At 65.3% G+C, this 16849-nt stretch carries 16 protein-coding genes and 1 tRNA gene; 5 read left to right on the top strand and 12 right to left on the bottom strand.

The features are described from left to right. Positions 1-104 precede the first annotated feature (104 nt). Both truA and QX128_RS31490 read left to right on the top strand, forming a co-directional pair. On the top strand, positions 105-842 hold the full coding sequence (gene truA / locus QX128_RS31495; RefSeq protein WP_315800479.1) for a tRNA pseudouridine(38-40) synthase TruA: 738 nt from the start codon (positions 105-107) through the stop codon (positions 840-842). Positions 843-996: 154 nt separating this feature from the next. After that, positions 997-3054, top strand: coding sequence for a methyl-accepting chemotaxis protein (locus tag QX128_RS31490; RefSeq protein WP_316239491.1), 2058 nt, complete (start codon positions 997-999; stop codon positions 3052-3054). A 17-nt stretch (positions 3055-3071) separates the two neighbouring features. Here the strand turns inward: QX128_RS31490 and dapE are convergent, their stop codons facing one another. From dapE to rpmH, 10 genes are all read right to left on the bottom strand, one after another. Continuing rightward, entirely contained in the window at positions 3072-4226 is a 1155-nt protein-coding gene (dapE, locus tag QX128_RS31485) for a succinyl-diaminopimelate desuccinylase (RefSeq protein ID WP_316239490.1), read from the bottom strand. 59 nt (positions 4227-4285) lie between these two features. Beyond that, complete coding sequence (gene dapD / locus QX128_RS31480; RefSeq protein WP_316239489.1) at positions 4286-5131, bottom strand: 2,3,4,5-tetrahydropyridine-2,6-dicarboxylate N-succinyltransferase; 846 nt, start codon at positions 5129-5131, stop codon at positions 4286-4288. Positions 5132-5479: 348 nt separating this feature from the next. Then, positions 5480-6175 carry a pyrimidine 5'-nucleotidase gene (locus QX128_RS31475; protein ID WP_316239488.1) on the bottom strand — a complete coding sequence of 232 codons (696 nt, stop codon included), beginning with the start codon at positions 6173-6175 and terminating at the stop codon, positions 5480-5482. Between the two features lie 220 nt (positions 6176-6395). Continuing rightward, complete coding sequence (locus QX128_RS31470; RefSeq protein ID WP_316239487.1) at positions 6396-7454, bottom strand: DUF1036 domain-containing protein; 1059 nt, start codon at positions 7452-7454, stop codon at positions 6396-6398. 125 nt (positions 7455-7579) lie between these two features. Then, on the bottom strand, positions 7580-8476 hold the full coding sequence (argB, locus tag QX128_RS31465) for an acetylglutamate kinase (RefSeq protein ID WP_315800474.1): 897 nt from the start codon (positions 8474-8476) through the stop codon (positions 7580-7582). Between the two features lie 75 nt (positions 8477-8551). Then, positions 8552-8923, bottom strand: a complete 372-nt coding sequence (locus QX128_RS31460) for a DUF423 domain-containing protein (protein ID WP_316183285.1) — start codon at positions 8921-8923, stop codon at positions 8552-8554. Beyond that, positions 8920-9579: a ribosome biogenesis GTP-binding protein YihA/YsxC gene (gene yihA / locus QX128_RS31455; protein ID WP_315800472.1), complete on the bottom strand. Its 660-nt coding sequence runs from the start codon at positions 9577-9579 to the stop codon at positions 8920-8922. Before yihA ends, QX128_RS31460 begins: the two co-directional genes overlap by 4 nt. 184 nt (positions 9580-9763) lie before the next feature. Next, the gene (gene yidC / locus QX128_RS31450) at positions 9764-11629 is read right to left on the bottom strand and encodes a membrane protein insertase YidC (protein ID WP_315800471.1); all 1866 of its coding nucleotides are present in this window, start codon (positions 11627-11629) and stop codon (positions 9764-9766) included. Positions 11630-11651: 22 nt separating this feature from the next. Beyond that, positions 11652-12053, bottom strand: a complete 402-nt coding sequence (rnpA, locus tag QX128_RS31445) for a ribonuclease P protein component (protein WP_315800470.1) — start codon at positions 12051-12053, stop codon at positions 11652-11654. A 31-nt stretch (positions 12054-12084) separates the two neighbouring features. Beyond that, entirely contained in the window at positions 12085-12219 is a 135-nt protein-coding gene (gene rpmH / locus QX128_RS31440; RefSeq protein WP_006609582.1) for a 50S ribosomal protein L34, read from the bottom strand. 514 nt (positions 12220-12733) lie between these two features. Between rpmH and QX128_RS31435 the strand changes: the two genes are divergently transcribed. Continuing rightward, complete coding sequence (locus QX128_RS31435) at positions 12734-14209, top strand: HAMP domain-containing sensor histidine kinase (RefSeq protein WP_316239486.1); 1476 nt, start codon at positions 12734-12736, stop codon at positions 14207-14209. 272 nt (positions 14210-14481) lie between these two features. Continuing rightward, positions 14482-14558: transfer RNA gene (locus tag QX128_RS31430), tRNA-Arg, on the top strand. Positions 14559-15237: 679 nt separating this feature from the next. Here QX128_RS31430 and QX128_RS33270 read toward each other — a convergent pair. Beyond that, a complete protein-coding gene (locus tag QX128_RS33270) occupies positions 15238-15462 on the bottom strand; it encodes a 4'-phosphopantetheinyl transferase superfamily protein (RefSeq protein ID WP_410053198.1) in 225 nt (74 codons plus the stop codon). An 848-nt stretch (positions 15463-16310) separates the two neighbouring features. Here QX128_RS33270 and QX128_RS31420 point away from each other — a divergent pair. Next, positions 16311-16490, top strand: coding sequence for a hypothetical protein (locus QX128_RS31420; RefSeq protein WP_316239484.1), 180 nt, complete (start codon positions 16311-16313; stop codon positions 16488-16490). 59 nt (positions 16491-16549) lie between these two features. Here the strand turns inward: QX128_RS31420 and QX128_RS31415 are convergent, their stop codons facing one another. Then, a complete protein-coding gene (locus QX128_RS31415) occupies positions 16550-16747 on the bottom strand; it encodes an MbtH family protein (RefSeq protein WP_316239483.1) in 198 nt (65 codons plus the stop codon). Positions 16748-16849 lie beyond the last annotated feature (102 nt).

Raw genomic sequence — 16849 nt, 5'->3', positions numbered from 1 at the left:
GCTCAAGACCGCAGAAGAATCCACGCCATGCACCATGTCCAGTCTGTCTGAACCGGACAGCCGTGGGTCAAGCCCGGCAATGACGGCCAAACGCGATCGAGGCGATGCCCCGCTACAAGCTCACCATCGAATATGACGGCGCGCCGTTCTGCGGCTGGCAGCTGCAGGCGACCTTGCCGTCGGTGCAGGGCGCGCTGGAAGCGGCGGTGCAGGCGACCTGCGGCGTGCCGACGCGCGTGCACGGTTCTGGCCGTACCGACGCCGGCGTCCACGCCATGGGGCAGGTCGCGCATTGCGACATCGCCAAGGAGTTCCGCCCCGACAAGCTGCGCGACGCACTCAACGCGCATCTGCGGCCGAACCCGGTTGCGGTGCTCCATGCCGAGATCGTGCCCGACAGCTTCGAAGCGCGGTTCTCCGCGCGGAAGCGGCACTACCGCTATCGCATCGTCAATCGCCGCTCCAATCTTGCGCTCGAGGTCGGCCGCGTCTGGCGCGTGCCGCAGCGGCTGGATTCGGAGGCGATGCATGCGGCGGCGCAGCGGCTGCTCGGCAGGCATGATTTCACGACCTTCCGCGATGCGGAATGTCAGGCGAAATCGCCGGAGAAGACGCTCGATCAACTCGATGTCGTGAGGGACGGCGATGCGATCACCATCCTCACCTCCGCGCGCTCCTATCTGCATAGCCAGGTGCGCTCGATGGTCGGCTCGCTGGTGTGGGTCGGGCAGGGCCGCTGGACCGCAGATGATCTTGCCGCCGCGCTCGCCGCGCGCAATCGCGCCGCCTGTGGCGTCGTCGCGCCACCGGAAGGGCTCTATCTCGTGAAGGTCGACTATTGAGGTCGTTCCCGCGTGGAACCCGGCCCGTCGCGTACCGCGACGAGAGGCTGTCCTAATTAGTTGCTGCTTCGAGTTGCGCGATAGGCCTCATTAACTTCAAATTGAATCCCTCCCTGCTATCCGGACCTCAGGCTGCTCTCCAGCGAGGTCGATCGTGCGCATTCGTCAAGTCTTCCTGCTCTCTCTGCTGCTCGGGGCGGTCATCGGCCTGCTCGCCACCGTGCTGTTCGCCTGGCAGCAGCTGACCTCGCTGCAAGCGGCCCGGACCGCGGGCGCCGATGCGCAACTGCTGGCCGCCATGCTGCGGCTCCCGGAAAAGCTCAATGTGGAGCGCGCCTGGATCAATCCGCGACTGGCATCGGCCAACCCGGCGACGGCGGAGGAGCTTGCGGGGCTCAAGAAGATCACCGGCGGCTCCGATGAGGCGCTCGCCAAGGCGCGCAGCCTGGCGCAGCTTCGCGAGGACGTCGCAGCGCTCGATTCGATCGAGCAGAAGCTGCGCACGCTGCGCGGCGCGGCGCTCGATGCCGTGGCCGAGCCCAAGGCGTCCCGGTCTGAGGCTGCCGTCCGCGACTACGTGCCGCAGATGTTCACGGTCCAGGAAGCCACCGGCAGCCACGTCGAGGTGATCGTGCGCCGGATCAACGCGGCCAACCCCGCCGTCGGCCAAGCCGCACGGCTCGCCGTGGTCGGATGGGATCTGCGCGATTGGGCCGGCCGCGCCACCACGACGCTCATTCGCATGATCGCCACCAAGCAGCCGATGGCCGGCGAGCCGGCCGAGGCGCTCGCCGCGTTCAAGGGACGCATTGAGCGGATCTGGGCGACGGCTAAGCTTGCCGCTGCCGAGATCGATCAGAAGCCGATCTTCGCGGCGATGACCGGGGTGGAGAACGGCTATTGGGCGCGCGGCGGCGAGCTGTATACGTCGCAGGTGGCGCCGAATCGCGGCAAGGTGCTCGAGCTCGACCCCGATCAGTTCCTGCGCTCGCTGTTTCCGATCCTCGACACCATCCTGCCGCTGCGTGATGCCGCGCTGACCGAGGCGCTGCGCCAGAGCGAGGCCGCGATCGGCGACGCCCAGCTCCGCTTCGTGCTGGCGCTCATTCTGCTCGTCGTCAACATTGCTGCCGCTGCGCTCGGAACGCTCTGGTTCAACGCTCGGGTCATCAAGCCTCTGTCCAACCTGACCGAGTTGATCGGGCGCATCGCCAGCGGCGCGCGCGATGTGGAAATCGCCTACCGCGACCGCACCGACGAGGTCGGTACGCTCGCCCACGCCATCGGCGTTCTGCAGGAGAAGTCGGCCGAGGCCGATCGGCTGGCGTTGCAGGGTGCCGATGCCGAGGCGCGGCGCGATGCGCGGCGGCAAAAGATCGAGGCGCTCACCCGTCGCTTCGGCGACGTCATCGACACGCTCTGCGGCCGGTTGAGCGACGCCGCCAGTGGCCTGAAACTCTCGGCTGAGACCCTCGACGGCTCCGCCAGCACCACGGCGTCACGTGCCACCGCCGTGGCCGATGCGGCGGCGCAGGCAACCTCCGGCGTCAACACAGTCGCGGCGGCCTCCGAGGAGCTCGACGCCTCGATGAAGGAGATCACCCGGCAGATCGCGGAAGCCGCGTCGGAATCCTCCAACGCGACCAGCCAGGCGCTCGACACCACCGACAAGGTCCGCACGCTGGCCGGCAGCGCGACACGCATCGGCGATGTCGTCCAGCTCATCCGCGCCATCGCCTCGCAGACCAATCTGCTGGCGCTCAATGCCACGATCGAGTCGGCGCGCGCAGGCGAGGCCGGCAAGGGTTTTGCCGTCGTCGCATCCGAGGTGAAGAGCCTGGCGTCGCAGACCAGCAAGGCCACCGAAGAGATCGAGAGCCAGATCGCCGCGATTCAGGACGAGACCGGCAGCACGGTCGCCGCAATCGAGAAGATCGCAGCCGTGGTGAATACGATCAGCGGCGTCACGGGAGCTGTCGCGACGGCCGTGGCCGAGCAGAGCGCTACGACACGCGAGATCGCTCGCAGTGTGCAGCAGACGGCGAGCGGTACCAACGACGTCTCGTCGTCGATTGCGCTGGTCAGCGCGGCCGCAGCCGAAACCCGCGGCTCGGCGCGCTCACTGCTCGATTCTGCTGCCAGCCTAGCCGGCCAGGCGACGGATTTGCGCCGCGAGGTCGATCAGTTCCTGGCGGAGGTGAAGGCCGCCTGATCGGAGCGGCACGCCGCTCACGCGAAGTAGCGATCGAGAATGCCGCGATAGATCTTCGTCAGGGTGGCGATGTCGGCGACCGAGGCGCGCTCGTCGATCTGGTGCATGGTCTGGCCGACCAGGCCGAACTCGATCACCGGGCAGTAGCTCGAGATGAAGCGCGCGTCCGAGGTGCCGCCGGTGGTCGATAGCTCGGGCTTGCGGCCCGTCACGCTCTCGATCGCGGCAACCGCGAGGTCGGTGAACGGTCCGGGCTTGGTCAGGAACACGTTGGAGTTCGACGGCATCCAGTCGATGCGGGCGCGGATGCGGTTGCCGCAAGCCTTGGCCAGCCGCTGCTCGACCAGCGCGCGCAGCGACTCCTGCGTATGGCAGTCGTTGTAGCGGATGTTGAACTTCGCCCGCGCCAGTCCCGCGATGACATTGGTCGCGGTGTTGCCGACGTCGACCGTGGTGAATTCGAGGTTCGACGGCTGGAATTGCGCGCTGCCATGGTCGAGCGGCTCGTCCGAAAGCGCGACGATCAGGCGCGAGATATCCGGGACCGGGTTGGAGGCGCGGTGCGGGTAGGCGACGTGGCCCTGCTTGCCCTCGACGATCAGGGTGCCGGACTGCGAGCCGCGGCGGCCGATCTTGATGCAGTCGCCCATGACTTCTTGATTCGACGGCTCGCCGAGCACGCAATGGTCGAAGCGCTCGCCGCGCTCGGCCGCCCATTTCAACAGCTTGATGGTGCCGTTGATCGAGACGTCCTCCTCGTCGCCGGTGATCAGGAACGAGATCGAGCCCTTCGGCCGTCCACCATTGTCGCGCAGATAGTCGAGTGCAGCCGCCACGCTGCAGGCGATGCCGCCTTTCATGTCGACGGCGCCACGGCCATAGATGTAGCCGTCCTTGACCTCGCCGGAGAATGCGCCAAGGCTCCACGCAGCCTCGTCGCCGGGCGGCACCACGTCGGTGTGGCCGGCGAACGTGATGTGCGGCCCCTCGGTGCCGATCCGGGCGTAGAGATTGTCGACGTCGGCGGTGCCCGCTTCCGAGAAGGTCACGCGATGGGTCTGGAAGCCGGCTTGCTTCAGCAGGTCCTCGAGCACGCCGAGCGCCCCGGCATCGGCGGGGGTCACGGAGGGACAGCGGATCAGGTCGCGGGTGATGGTGAGGGCATCGGTCATGCCCTCGCTTAACATGGGCGTTCGGGCGGCGGCTAGTGCGGCCGCCCGGACGTGGACGATCAGTCGCGCAGCAGCTCGTTGATCGAGGTCTTGGAGCGGGTGCGCTCGTCGACGCGCTTGACGATGACGGCACAGGCGGTGGAGGGGCCGATCTGGCCGTTCTTCATCGGCTTGCCCGGCAGCGCGCCCGGCACCACGACGGCATATTCCGGCACCTCGCCGACGAAAACCTCGCCGGTCTCGCGGTCGACGATCTTGGTCGAGGCGCCCAGGAACACGCCCATCGACAGCACCGCGCCCTTGCGCACGACCACGCCTTCGGCAACCTCCGAGCGCGCGCCGATGAAGCAGTCATCCTCGATGATGACGGGACCGGCCTGCAGCGGCTCCAGCACGCCGCCGATGCCGACGCCGCCGGAAATGTGCACGCGCTTGCCGATCTGGGCGCAGGAGCCGACCGTCGACCAGGTGTCGACCATGGTCGCCTCGTCGACATAGGCGCCGAGATTGACGAAGGACGGCATCAGCACGACGTTCTTGGCGATGAAGGCCGAGCGGCGCACGATTGCGCCCGGCACGGCGCGGAAGCCGGCGTCACGGAAACGGTTCTCGCCCCAGCCCTCGAACTTCGACGGCACCTTGTCCCACCACGACGCCCGGCCGGGGCCGCCGGGGATCACGCTCATGTCGTTGAGGCGGAACGACAGCAGCACCGCCTTCTTGAGCCACTGGTTGACGCTCCACTTGCCGTCCGTGCCCCGCTCGGCGACCCGGGCCTCGCCCTTGTCGAGCAGCTCCAGCGCGCTCTCCACGGCGTCGCGGACCTCGCCCTTGGTCGTGGTCGAGACGCCATCACGGGCATCGAAGGCGCTGTTGATGGTGGATTCCAGGGCGGACAGTGACATCGGTCGATCCTCGCTTGGTCCCGGGCCGACCGGGATAGACTTGTAGAAGCTGGGGGCAGGGCGGCTTTTTCCGGGTTTGGGGCAAGGGAGTCAAGGCACCCACCGGCGTCGTCCCGGACAAGCGGAGCGCCCGGCTGTCGCTATTGAGACGACTTTATATCGCGAGCGCCGATCCGGGACCCATAACCACAGGGAGACGTGTTGGGCACATCCTTAGCCACTTGCGTGCCCACACATCCGCCGGTGGTTATGGGTCCCGGGTCAAGCCCGGGACGACACTGAGTTTGTCGGACGCCCATCGCACCTCAGGACCGCCGGCGGCTTCGCTTGTCCGGACGACAGCGAGGGTTAGGCCTTCACCAGCCGCAGCAAGAACCCGGTCAGATCGTCCGTCACATGATCCACATGCGGATCATCGCGGCCCGACAGCTCCCAATCCTCGCGCACCACCTCCTTGGTGCCGTCCGGTACGACGAGCACCGTGGTCATGCCGAGGTCGTGCGGGACGACGAGGTTGCGGGAGAGGTCCTCGAACATCGCGGAGCGCGTCGGATCGACATCGTGCAGCCGGACGAATTTGTCATAGGTCTCGCGCGCGGGCTTCGGTGTCAATTCGGCGGCGACGATGTCGAACACGCCATGGAAATGGTCTGCGATGCCGAGCCGGCTCAGCACCGCGCCGACATGGTCCACCGAGCCGTTGGTCAGGATCAGCTTGCGTCCGGGCAGTCGCTCGATCGCCGCGCCCATCGCCGAGTTCGGCTCCAGCGGCGAATGGTCGATCTTGTGCACGTAGGCCAGGAAGTCGTCGGCATGCACGCCGTGCTCGGTCATCATGCCGCGCATCGTGGTGCCGTAGCGGCGGTAGTAGTCCTTCTGGATGCGGCGCGCTTCGTCCGCATCGACCTTGAGCCAGTTGGACACGAATTCGCCGATCCTGGCATCGACCTGCTGCCACAGATTGACGTGATGCGGATACAGCGTGTTGTCGAGATCGAACACCCAGGTGTCGACGTGATCGAAGGCGCGGGGGGACTTTGTCATGTGTGCCTCGGTCCATCATGCGTGGGTTCATTCGGCCACAGTGGCGCGGCATATTCCGCTGTCGTCCCGGCGAACGCCGGGACCCATACCGCGTGATCTGTCTTGAGGCAGGATGGCTGACGCCGGCGGCCCAAACCACGGCCGGTGGCTATGGATCCCGGCGTTCGCCGGGATGACGGCGGAATTTGTTGCGGTATCCCGGGACTCATCGATGCGTCCATCACGGCAACGCAAACCGCAGCGTCTTGCCGCCGCGGGTGATGTCGACCGAAGTGAAGCCGGTGGCCGCGAAGCCGCGGCTCGGGCAGTCGCCCTGCTCGGAGGTCTCGAACTTGTTCTCGCGGGTGCAGAGCTGCACCAGGCCGCCCCAGTTCAGCGGCTTGTTCTTCAGCTTGATGGTGCGGTTCTCATCGTCGACCGCCTCGGCGAAGCTGTAGACCTTCTTCGGCTGTCCGGTGATGTCGGGATGCAGGCACTTGCCGGCATCGATCCGGTACCAGCCGCGGCTCACCACGGTGCGGCCGTCGTCGGTGCCGACCGCCGCCATGACCTTGTGCGGCGTGTCGTTGCACCAGGTCAGTCCCACCGGGGATGGTGTCTGCACCGCATCGACCATCGTGGCGAAGAAGCTCGGCTGCGACACGACATCAGAAGACAAGCCGCGGCTTTTCAGGAACGCCGCGAGCGCGGCCTGCGTCTTCGGTCCGTCGACGCCGTCGATCGGTGAGGCGTCATAGCCGGCGATGCCGAGCAGCCGCTGGATGCCGGCGAGCCGCGCCTGCTCGTCGTCATATTCGGCGCTCTCGGCGAGATAGGCGATCAGGGTGCCGTCATCGGTCTTGCTCGGCGTGACCTGTGTGAAGGCCGCCGGCGTCTGCCCGGTGCGGCACTGCCGGGCGGCGGCGATGACGAAATTGTCGGGCGCCACGCACAGCTGGTCGTTGCCGTTCTCGGCGAGCGGCGACGCGCCGTAGAGGCTGAGCGCGCGCGCATGGAGGAGGATGCGGTCCGCCGTCAGCGTCCCCTGCAGCACCACGCGGCAGGTCGCCGGATCGAGCCGGAACCAGCCGCGCGTTGCGGTCGCCGCCTTCTCGTCGATGCCGATTGCGGCCTCCACAACGTAGCTCATGCGATTGCAGAGCTTGAGGTCGGCGCGGGCAGGGGTGGTGAAGGCGAGGAGCGGAAGGAGGACCGTTAGGGCAAGTAAAGCGCGCGCCAGGATGGACTTCGCTCGTCCACCCTCTCCGCCGTCATGGCCGGGCTTGACCCGGCCATCCATCTTTTTGCGAGCACCAGAGAGTAAGGCGTGGATGCCCGGGCCTTCGCCGCGCCGAAGCGGCTTCGGCCGCGCAGGCGGGTCAAGCCCGGGCATGACGACCTTTAATGTGGTGGCGGCCGTGCCCATCACTTGTGGATCAGCGTGCCCGTGCCCTGGTTGGTGAACAGCTCGAGCAGCACCGCGTGCGACACCTTGCCGTCGAGGATGACGACGCCCTGCACGCCCTGCTCGAGCGCGTAGATGCAGGTCTCGACCTTGGGGATCATACCGCCGGAGATGGTGCCGTCGGCGATCAGCTTGCGCGCGTCCTTGATCGAGATTTCCGGGATCAGCTTCTTCGACTTGTCGAGCACGCCGGGCACGTCGGTCAGCAGCAGCAGCCGCTTGGCCTTCAGCGCGCCGGCGACGGCGCCGGCGAAGGTGTCGGCATTGACGTTGAAGGTCTGGCCCTCCTTCGAGGTCGCGAGCGGCGCCAGCACCGGGATCAGCTCGTAGCCGATCAGCTGGTTGAGCAGCGTGAGGTCGACCTTGTCCGGCTCGCCGACGAAGCCGAGATCGACCACCTTCTCGATGTGGCTGTCGGGATCGACCATGGTGCGGGTCGCCTTGACCGCGCGCACCATGTTGCCGTCCTTGCCGCACAGCCCGACGGCCTTGCCGCCAGCCTCGTTGATGTAACCGACCAGCTGCTTGTTGATCGAGCCGGCCAGCACCATCTCGACGATCTCGATGGTCGCGGCATCGGTGATGCGCAGGCCGGCCGCGAATTCCGAGACGATGCCGAGGCGCTTGAGCATGGTCGCGATCTGCGGCCCGCCGCCATGCACCACCACCGGGTTGATCGCGGTCTGCTCGAGCAGCACGATGTCGCGCGCAAACGCCTTCGCGGTGTCCTCGTCACCCATGGCGTGGCCGCCATATTTGATGACGATGGTTTCGTCGTCATACTCCTGCATGTGCGGGAGTGCTTCGGACAGGATGCGGGCCTGATCGAGCGGGCTGATGGTGGTCGCGTCGGTCATGTCTGGGAGGTCTCGGCTGTCAGGGGCGTCGCGCCGCGTTCTAGCCGATTGGAGCCCGCGGCGCAAAGCGCCGGATCAGGCCCGCCGCGGCCACAGCGCGCAGACCGCGAGTGCGAGCCAGCTCGCGATCTGCAGGCTGCCGCCGATCGGTGCTGCGAACGGAAACAGCCGGTCGCCGGTGAACTGCCGCATCAGGAGGTCGCCCGCGAACAGGGCTGGGCCGAGCACGAAGCCGATCGCCGTGGCCAGGCCGATGCGCCTCGCGACGACGCCGCGTTCGGCCAGCGCGATGGTGCCGAGCAGGGCGCAGGCATGGAACAGCAGCATGGTCGAGGCGGTCGCGAGCCGGGATGCATCGGGATCGTGCGCGGCCTTGGCCGCCAGCGCGACGCCGGCGGCGCCCATCAGCCCGGCCATTGCGACCAGGATTCGCCACGGCGTCATCATGTGCTCCGCTCTTCCAGCAGCCGCACCATGGCGGCGCGCAGCTCCGGCATGCCGGTGCCGGATCGTGACGACGTCGCCAGCACCTGCGGGAACGCCGCCGGATGCTTGGCGAGCGCGGCCTCGGTCTCGGCGATCCGGCTTGCGAGCTCGGCCGGCTTGATCTGATCGGCCTTGGTCAGGACGAGCTGATAGCTGACGGCGGACCGGTCCAGCGTCTTGAGGATCTCCTGATCGACTTCCTTCAGCCCATGACGGGCATCGATCAGCACATAGACGCGGGCGAGCGAGGCGCGGCCGAGCAGGAATTTGTGAATCAGCTCGGTCCAGGACGCGACCTTGGTCTTCGCCGCGGCGGCATAGCCATAGCCGGGCATGTCGACCAGCCGCAGCGGCGCATGCTCGGGCCCCTCGAAGAAGATCAGCTCCTGGGTGCGGCCCGGCGTATGCGAGGTGCGCGCCAGCGCGTTCTGGCCGGTCAGCGCGTTGATCAGGCTGGACTTGCCGACATTGGAGCGGCCGGCGAAGGCGACCTCGATCGCCCCCATCGGCGGCAGGCTTTCGATCGACGGCGATGCGTGCGTGAAGCGCCACGCCTGCGCAAACAGCTTGCGGCCTTTCTCGATCAGGCGGTCGTCTGCATCGGCGCTGGTGGTCATGACAAGCCTTCGCTCTTCGTCATGCCCGGGCTTGACCCGCCTGCGGGGCCGAAGCCCCTTCGGCGCGGCGAAGGCCCGGGCATCCACGCCCATTGCGCGGGATATCAAAACGTGGATGGCCGGGACAAGCCCGGCCATCAAGGTAGATGGTTCGTTGCTTCAGCGGCTCACACCGCCTTGGTCGTCAAGCCGCTTTTTTCCTGAACGTGCCGCGGATGTTGTCGAACAGCTCCACCTTGACGCCGTTGCGGCGCATGATGAAGCCCTGCTGCAGCACCGACAGCGTGTTGTTCCATGCCCAGTAGATCACGAGACCCGCCGGGAAGCCCGCGAGCATGAAGGTGAAGATCAGCGGCATCCAGTTGAAGATCATCGCCTGGGTCGGATCGGGTGGCGTGGGGTTCAGCTTCATCTGGAACCACATCGTGATGCCCATGATGATCGGCCAGATGCCGAGCGCGAGGTAATGCCCGAACAGCGGCAGCTGGGTCGGATCGAAATGCAGGAGCCCGAACAGCGTGAACAGATTGGTCGGATCCGGCGACGAGAGGTCCTTGATCCAGCCATAGAACGGCGCGTGTCGCATCTCGATGGTGACGAACAGCACCTTGTAGAGCGAGAAGAACACCGGGATCTGCAGCACGACCGGCAGACAGCCGGCGACCGGGTTGATCTTCTCCTTCTTGTAGATCTCCATCATCTCCTGCTGCTGCTTCATCCGGTCGTCCGGATAGCGCTCCTTGAGCGCCTGGAGCTGCGGCTGGATCGCCTTCATCTTCGCCATCGAGGCGTAGGACTTGTTGGCGAGCGGGAAGAACAGGAGCTTCACCAGCACCGTCACCAGCAGGATCGAGATGCCGAAATTGCCGAAGAAACGGAAGAAGAAGTCGAGCGCCAGGAACATCGGCTTGGTCAGGAAGTAGAACCAGCCCCAGTCGATGAGGAGATCGAAATGGTTCAGCCCGAGCTTCTGGTTGTAGCCGCCGAGGCCGCCGATCGGGAAGTTGATGCCGACGACGCCGGCCTCCTTGGCGCCGGCGAACAGCCGCGTGGAGACGCTGGTCGAGCCGCCGGCCGGCACCGTCTGCGGGGTCTCGACATAGTCCGTCTGGTAGCGATGCTGGTTGTCGACCAGCTTCGACGAATAGTTCGCCTGCAGGCGGGCATCCGTCATCGGCAGCAGCGCCGCCGCCCAATATTTGTCGGTGATGCCGAGCCAGCCATTGGTGACGTCGAACTTCGCCGCCTTCTCGTCGTCCATCTTCTTGTAGGTGAATTCCTGCAGGCCCTTCTCGCCGAGATAGCCGATCAGGCCTTCGTGCAGGATGTAGTAGCCGGACACGTGCGGCGTGCCGTGGCGCGAGATCAGGCCGTAGGGATACAGCGTCACCGGCGCGTTGCCGGCATTGGTGACGTCATCCTTGATGGTGAAGAGATAGTGGTCGTCGACGGAAATGGTGCGCTGGAAAGTCAGGCCGTCGCCGTTGGTAGTGGTCAGCTTCACCGGGGTCGACGGCGTCAGCGCATTCGAGCCGTCCTGCTGCCAGACCGTGTTCTGGTCGGGCACCTGCACCTTGGCGCCGGCGGCGTTCACCCAGCCGAACTCGGCGTAATAGGGTTCGGCGGTGTTGGACGGCGAGAACAGCACGATCGCCGGCGATTTCGGATCGACCGTCTCGCGGTACTGCACGAAGGCCAGATCGTCGATCCGCGCGCCCTTGAGCGAGATGCTGCCGGTCAGCCGCGGCGTGTCGATCTTGACGCGCGGCGTGGCGGCGATGGCGGTGTCGCGCGGCATCACGCCGGTGCTGGTCACGGCGCCGCCCGGCGCGCTCGGGCTGCCGGTCGCGGTCGCGCCCGGCTGCGGGGTGGCTGACGGCGCGGCGCTGTCGGGCTGGGTTGCCGGCGCCTGCTTCTTGGCGAGCTCGGCCTGCATCTGCGCCTGCGCGCGCTGCTTCTCCATCTGCGGGCCGTTGTAGAAGACCTGCCACAGGATCAGCACGAGGCCGGATAGAATGACGGCGAGGATGGTGTTGCGATTGTCGGTCATCGTTTTCTTATCGTCTCGTCGTTCAATCCGGTTTGCGGGAATGCGCGTCCGGAGCGGAAGCGTTCTGCTGGTTCAGCTTGCGCGGCTGCGGCTTGGCCTGCGGCCGGTCGAGGCGGCGGAGCGTCGCCTGGAGGTCGGCGAGCATGGTCTGGAAATCGCGTGACAGGGCATCCCGCCGGCCGACCAGCACGTAGTCACTGTGCGGCCGCATCGACAAGGGATCGAGCCGTTTCACAAGCTCGCGCAACCGCCGACGGATGCGATTACGCTCCGTGGCGGTGCCATTCTTCTTGGTGACGGTAAAGCCGATCCGGACCGGGCCCTGGTCCGGCCGTTCCCGGCGCTGGACCACGAAGGCAGGGCTGTTCGCCCGCACGCCATCGGCAACGGCGAGGAAGTCCGCCCGCTGCCGTAGCCGATCCATGATGGAAATCTCCGGGACAGACGCCCTGGCTTCAGGCGCTGAGACGCTTGCGGCCCCGGGCGCGACGCGCGGCAAGGACCTTGCGGCCGCCGGTGGTGGCGAGACGGGCGCGGAAGCCGTGACGGCGCTTGCGCACCAGTTTGCTGGGTTGATAAGTCCGCTTCACGGGTCGTTCTCCGCTGACGGGCAATTTGCCAGTTGACAACTTGCCTGCTTGAAATGTCGATTGATGTCCGGTGATGCTTCCGGGCCCGAAATGGACCGCTGCCGGCCCTGAAATCGAGCCGCTCCCGGGCGAGCCGGGTCATCGCGGACGGTTGGCGCGGCTTATAAGGGAGCGTCCCGCCTTCGTCAATCGCGGCAAGGCGTCATAGGCGGTGCAGGGATCGACGACGCCGAGATCTCGTAAAGACCTTCGTCACCAGCCGCGGGTCAGCGTCGCGAACGACACGAGGCAGGACGAGAACGCAAGACCCTGCGCACATGACCCTGCGCACAAGACGAAGGCAAGAATAGCCTCGGCGCGGCGGGGTTGAAGATGTCAGAGATCGTGCAGTTTTGGGTTCCATTATGAACGATTTGGAAACCGGAACATGAGCGATCCGTAATTTGACCGGACTCCGGTGCAGTCCCATCTTGCGGTCCCGTAAGGGTGGGGGTGTCTCTTACAAGGGCGATCCGTGACCGAGAGCGACAACCAGCCAATCCTGGAGCGCCTGCGACCGAAACGGTCGCGCCGGCTCGGCTTGTCTGGAAAGCTGCTGCTGCTGACGATTCCGCTGGTGATGATCGCGGAAGTGCTGATCTACGTGCCGGCGATCGCCAATTTCTGGACCAACAGGCTCAACGACCGCCTGGCGGCCGCCAATACCGCTGCACTGGTGCTCGACGCCGCACCGTCCGGCATGGTGCCGGATTCGCTGGCGCGGCAGATCCTCACCTCCATCAACGCGCGCGGCGTCGCCATCAAGATGGGGCAGCAGCGCCGTCTGCTCGCCAGCGCCGATCTGCCCGCCTCGATCGACCACGACTTCGACATGCGCGACATGACGGTGTGGTCATCGATCGTGAACTCGCTGACGATGATGACGGAGACCGGCGATCACACCATGCGGGTGATCGGGCCGGCGCCGGGCCGGGCCCAGTTCATCGAGGTGGTGACCGACGAGAAGCCGCTGCGCAAGGCGATGTACCGGTTCTCGCGCAACCTGCTCGGCGTGTCGCTGCTGCTGGCGGTGCTGACCGCGGCGCTGGTCTATCTTGCGCTGCATTTCCTGTTCGTGCGGCCGATGCGGCGCCTCACCGCGAGCCTCGTCGGCTTCCACGAAAATCCGGAGAGCGTGGCGCGAATCATCGTGCCGAGCCAGCGTTCCGACGAGATCGGCGTCGCCGAGCGCGAGCTTGCCGACATGCAGCGCGACCTCGTCTCGATGCTGCATCAGAAGAGCCGGCTCGCCGCGCTCGGCCTCGCCGTGTCCAAGATCAATCACGATCTGCGCAACCTGCTGGCCTCGTCGCAGCTGCTGTCGGACCAGCTCGCCAGCGTGCCCGATCCGCGGGTGCAGCGCTTCGCGCCGAAGCTGATGCGCTCGCTGGAGCGCGCCATCGCGTTCTGCCAGTCGACCTTGTCCTACGGCAAGGTGCAGGAGCCGGCGCCGGACCGCCGCATGGTGGTGGTCGAGCCCGTCGTCGCGGAGGTGCGGGAGACCGCTGGCCTGTCGCCGGATGCCTCGATCACCTGGATCGCGGCGATCGAGCGCGGGCTGAAGATCGATGCCGATCCCGACCAGTTGTTCCGCGTGCTGCTCAACCTGGTGCGCAATGCCGCCCAGGCCCTGGACAGCCTCGCGGCGGATGCCGGCGTGCGCCAGATCCGCATCACCGGCCGCCGCGAGGGCGGGGTGGCGATCCTGGAGGTCTCGGACACGGGTCCCGGTGTCCCGGCGAAGGTGCGAGAGCACCTGTTCGAGGCCTTCCGCGGTGCCGGTCGTCCCGGCGGCTCGGGGCTGGGCCTTGCGATTGCGGCCGAACTGGTCCGGGCCCATGATGGCGACATCCAACTGGTCGAAGGGACCCTGGGGGCCACCTTCCGAATCACGATCCCTGACCGCCCCGTCGAGCTGCAGACCTTCTGGACCGAGCGCGCCAGCGCCTGAACCGGACCGGCCTCACCTGCCATACCGGCGGGGCGATGCCGCAGGCGTCGGGCCCGGAACTGCTGGCGTGTCGGAACGAAGTCCGTCCGCTCCGGCCCTGCCGAACCGCGCCGGCGCGCCTGCGGAAAAATGGTCGCAAAATGTCCCGCTCCAGCCTTGCCAAGCGGTCTCCGAGCCGTTAGTCAGGGGCCCTTCGCGAGGCCTGCCGGCGTTTGCCGCTCCGGCCTTCCGGGATCCGGCCCCTGGCCCGGAGCCTGCCAAATGCGAAAAACGCGCCCGTAGCTCAGCTGGATAGAGCATCAGACTACGAATCTGAGGGTCGGACGTTCGAATCGTTCCGGGCGCGCCAGCTATCTCCTTCAATAATCGTCAATTTTGTGCTTTTGCCGAAAATAACCCAGACTGAAATTTCCGTTTAGTCTGGGTTTTAGTCTGGGGAAATTTTTCAATCGGCTTCGCTGTTTGTGGGCGCTGGAGAGTTGCCGACGCCTCCCTACCTGCGACTTCGTCATCTGCTGCTACGTTTGGCTAAAGCTTCGCCATCACGATTGAGGCTTCCTCGGGAGCCAGCGATGCCAAGCCTGGATTCGAGCCCCGCAACCCGACCTGCGAGACAGGAAATCGATCAGCTGCGCCGATTGCCGCGGTCTCGTCTGCGTGCGGTGGCCTCTTTGCTGGGCTTGATCGAATGTTTTTAGTACCAAACCAGTGCGGTCCGACATCAACGATGCTGGTCTGTTGTCGATCGCGCAATCCATATCGGAGGTTCGAATCCCTCCCTCTCCGCCACATTAAAACGGCTTCGAGAAAGCCCCGTAAAGTAAGGCCTTTCTGCACACCAGGATTGGCCGGTGTAGCCCTCGAGTGTAGCCCGGGGCACCCCAAGTTCGCATATGCGGCCTTCACCGGCAATCGCACCCGCGGCTCATTTCATCTCGCTGCGCTTGAGGCTAACCTGAGGCTGATAACTAGTCTGGCTACGGCGGATAACCGCCGTCGCAACTGGAGCAGCATCAGTCGCTCGGGCCTCACGCCTCGGCAGCACGGTAACCTAGACACCAATGCTCCGGCCGGCCAAAATCCGATTCGAGCCGGATCAAGCTAGGTGGGCCGTCTGGAGTAAGCGCAAATCCCTTTAGGCTCTGATTGAGGCCCGTCCCAGTGGCCTTGATGATTGCCTCGCTGATGGTCCAATATCGGAAAAAAAGCCTTGTGCGGCGTGCGCCACTTAAGGCTGCGCAGACAGCGCACATGTTCCTCAGGGAAGCGATCTCTCGCTACGTTAAGAAGATCTTCAGTCCAGCTCATCCTCTCAAGGTCAATCCCGACCGCGCAGCATGACAGGGCAACAGCGGCGAAGCCTGACGAGTGACTGATGCAGAACTGTAGTGGCTCGCCCAACGCGCCAAATGGTGGACACAAAAAGGGCTTGCCATGTTCGCCCTTCTCGAATTTGAGCGCTCCCGGTGGAAGTCCAGCCAGCTTACCCAGTAAGAGGCGTAGCGCTCCGTGCGCTGCAGCATACGCGATAGCGTCCTCGCGCTGACGAAATGCTGCCATCTGCCAGCGCTCGGGTTCGCTGAAGCCGGCCAGTGCGGCGAACGTCATCAGGTCCGTTGCAGGAGAGAGCGTGCCGACCCAACAGATGAAATTGCAGCCAGATGGACAGGGCGCCCTTCAGCCGAGACATCGTCAAGAAATGTTGCGCAAGGTTGGGAAGAGCACTTTCCCTTTAGCGCCCAAGCAAGGGCAAAATCGTTCGGCATACCCGCTGGATTCAAGGTGATTAATGACTCCTCGCATCGGCTTTGCCATCCAACGCTCATGGGGCCCACAGAGCTAAAGGCTTCATTCTCAAAACCGTGATAGCCAGTCTCACACGGCTGAGTGGTGTTTGGCTGGTCTTGCTGCAGGCGCCCAATTGAAGACCGGCCAACGTCGTCCGCGGCGCAGGAGGCCCCTCGAGTGCGACGGCGTGGTCAACGTTCCTTTGACTACGGTATCCCAGGGGCCGATGCTCAAAAAAGGATGTACGAACTGAGCTACGTAAGGTACTCTAGTTGTAAACGTGGTATGAGTCACGTCCTGGTGGGAGATTTTCATGCTGCTTCATCAATTGTTGTCGCCAGAAGAGTTCGCCAATCTGAGCTCCCTCGACGAGCACCAGCTCGACATGATCGAAGAAGCGCTTGCGCGCAAATTGCTTGAAAGCAAGAGCGCGCGTGAAAAGGGAAGCAGCGTTCTAAAGCAGTTGTTGGCGAAGACGGGTGTCGACCGCTAGAAGGACCCGCGCGGAGCCGTCAAGGGGGGCTTCGGCTTGCTTCACGGTTGGGCAGGCCTTTAATTTTCCCTGGCGCTGCGGGGAGTCATGTCCGTCCAGACCTCTCTGATGTAGTCCAAGCATGCTACCTTCGATCCAGTTTTGCCGGCTTCCTGCCAGCCTGGAGGTAGCGGCCTTCCTGCGAGCCAGATTGAATACTGTTCCTCGTGATTGACAACCACGACGTACTGTCGTTCGTCGTCCTCTTCTGCAAGCATTACCTTCCTCCTGAGGATCTCTGCGGCGTACGCAGGTGGTCGCTGGCTCGGTTCAAGGCGACGATCATGGGCGACTGCGGGCACGCTTGCAACTTTTTTGCC

Origin of the sequence: Bradyrhizobium sp. SZCCHNR1015 (assembly GCF_032489875.1) — a bacterium.
GTDB lineage: Bacteria > Pseudomonadota > Alphaproteobacteria > Rhizobiales > Xanthobacteraceae > Bradyrhizobium.
This window is presented reverse-complemented; position numbering and strand designations above follow the sequence as displayed.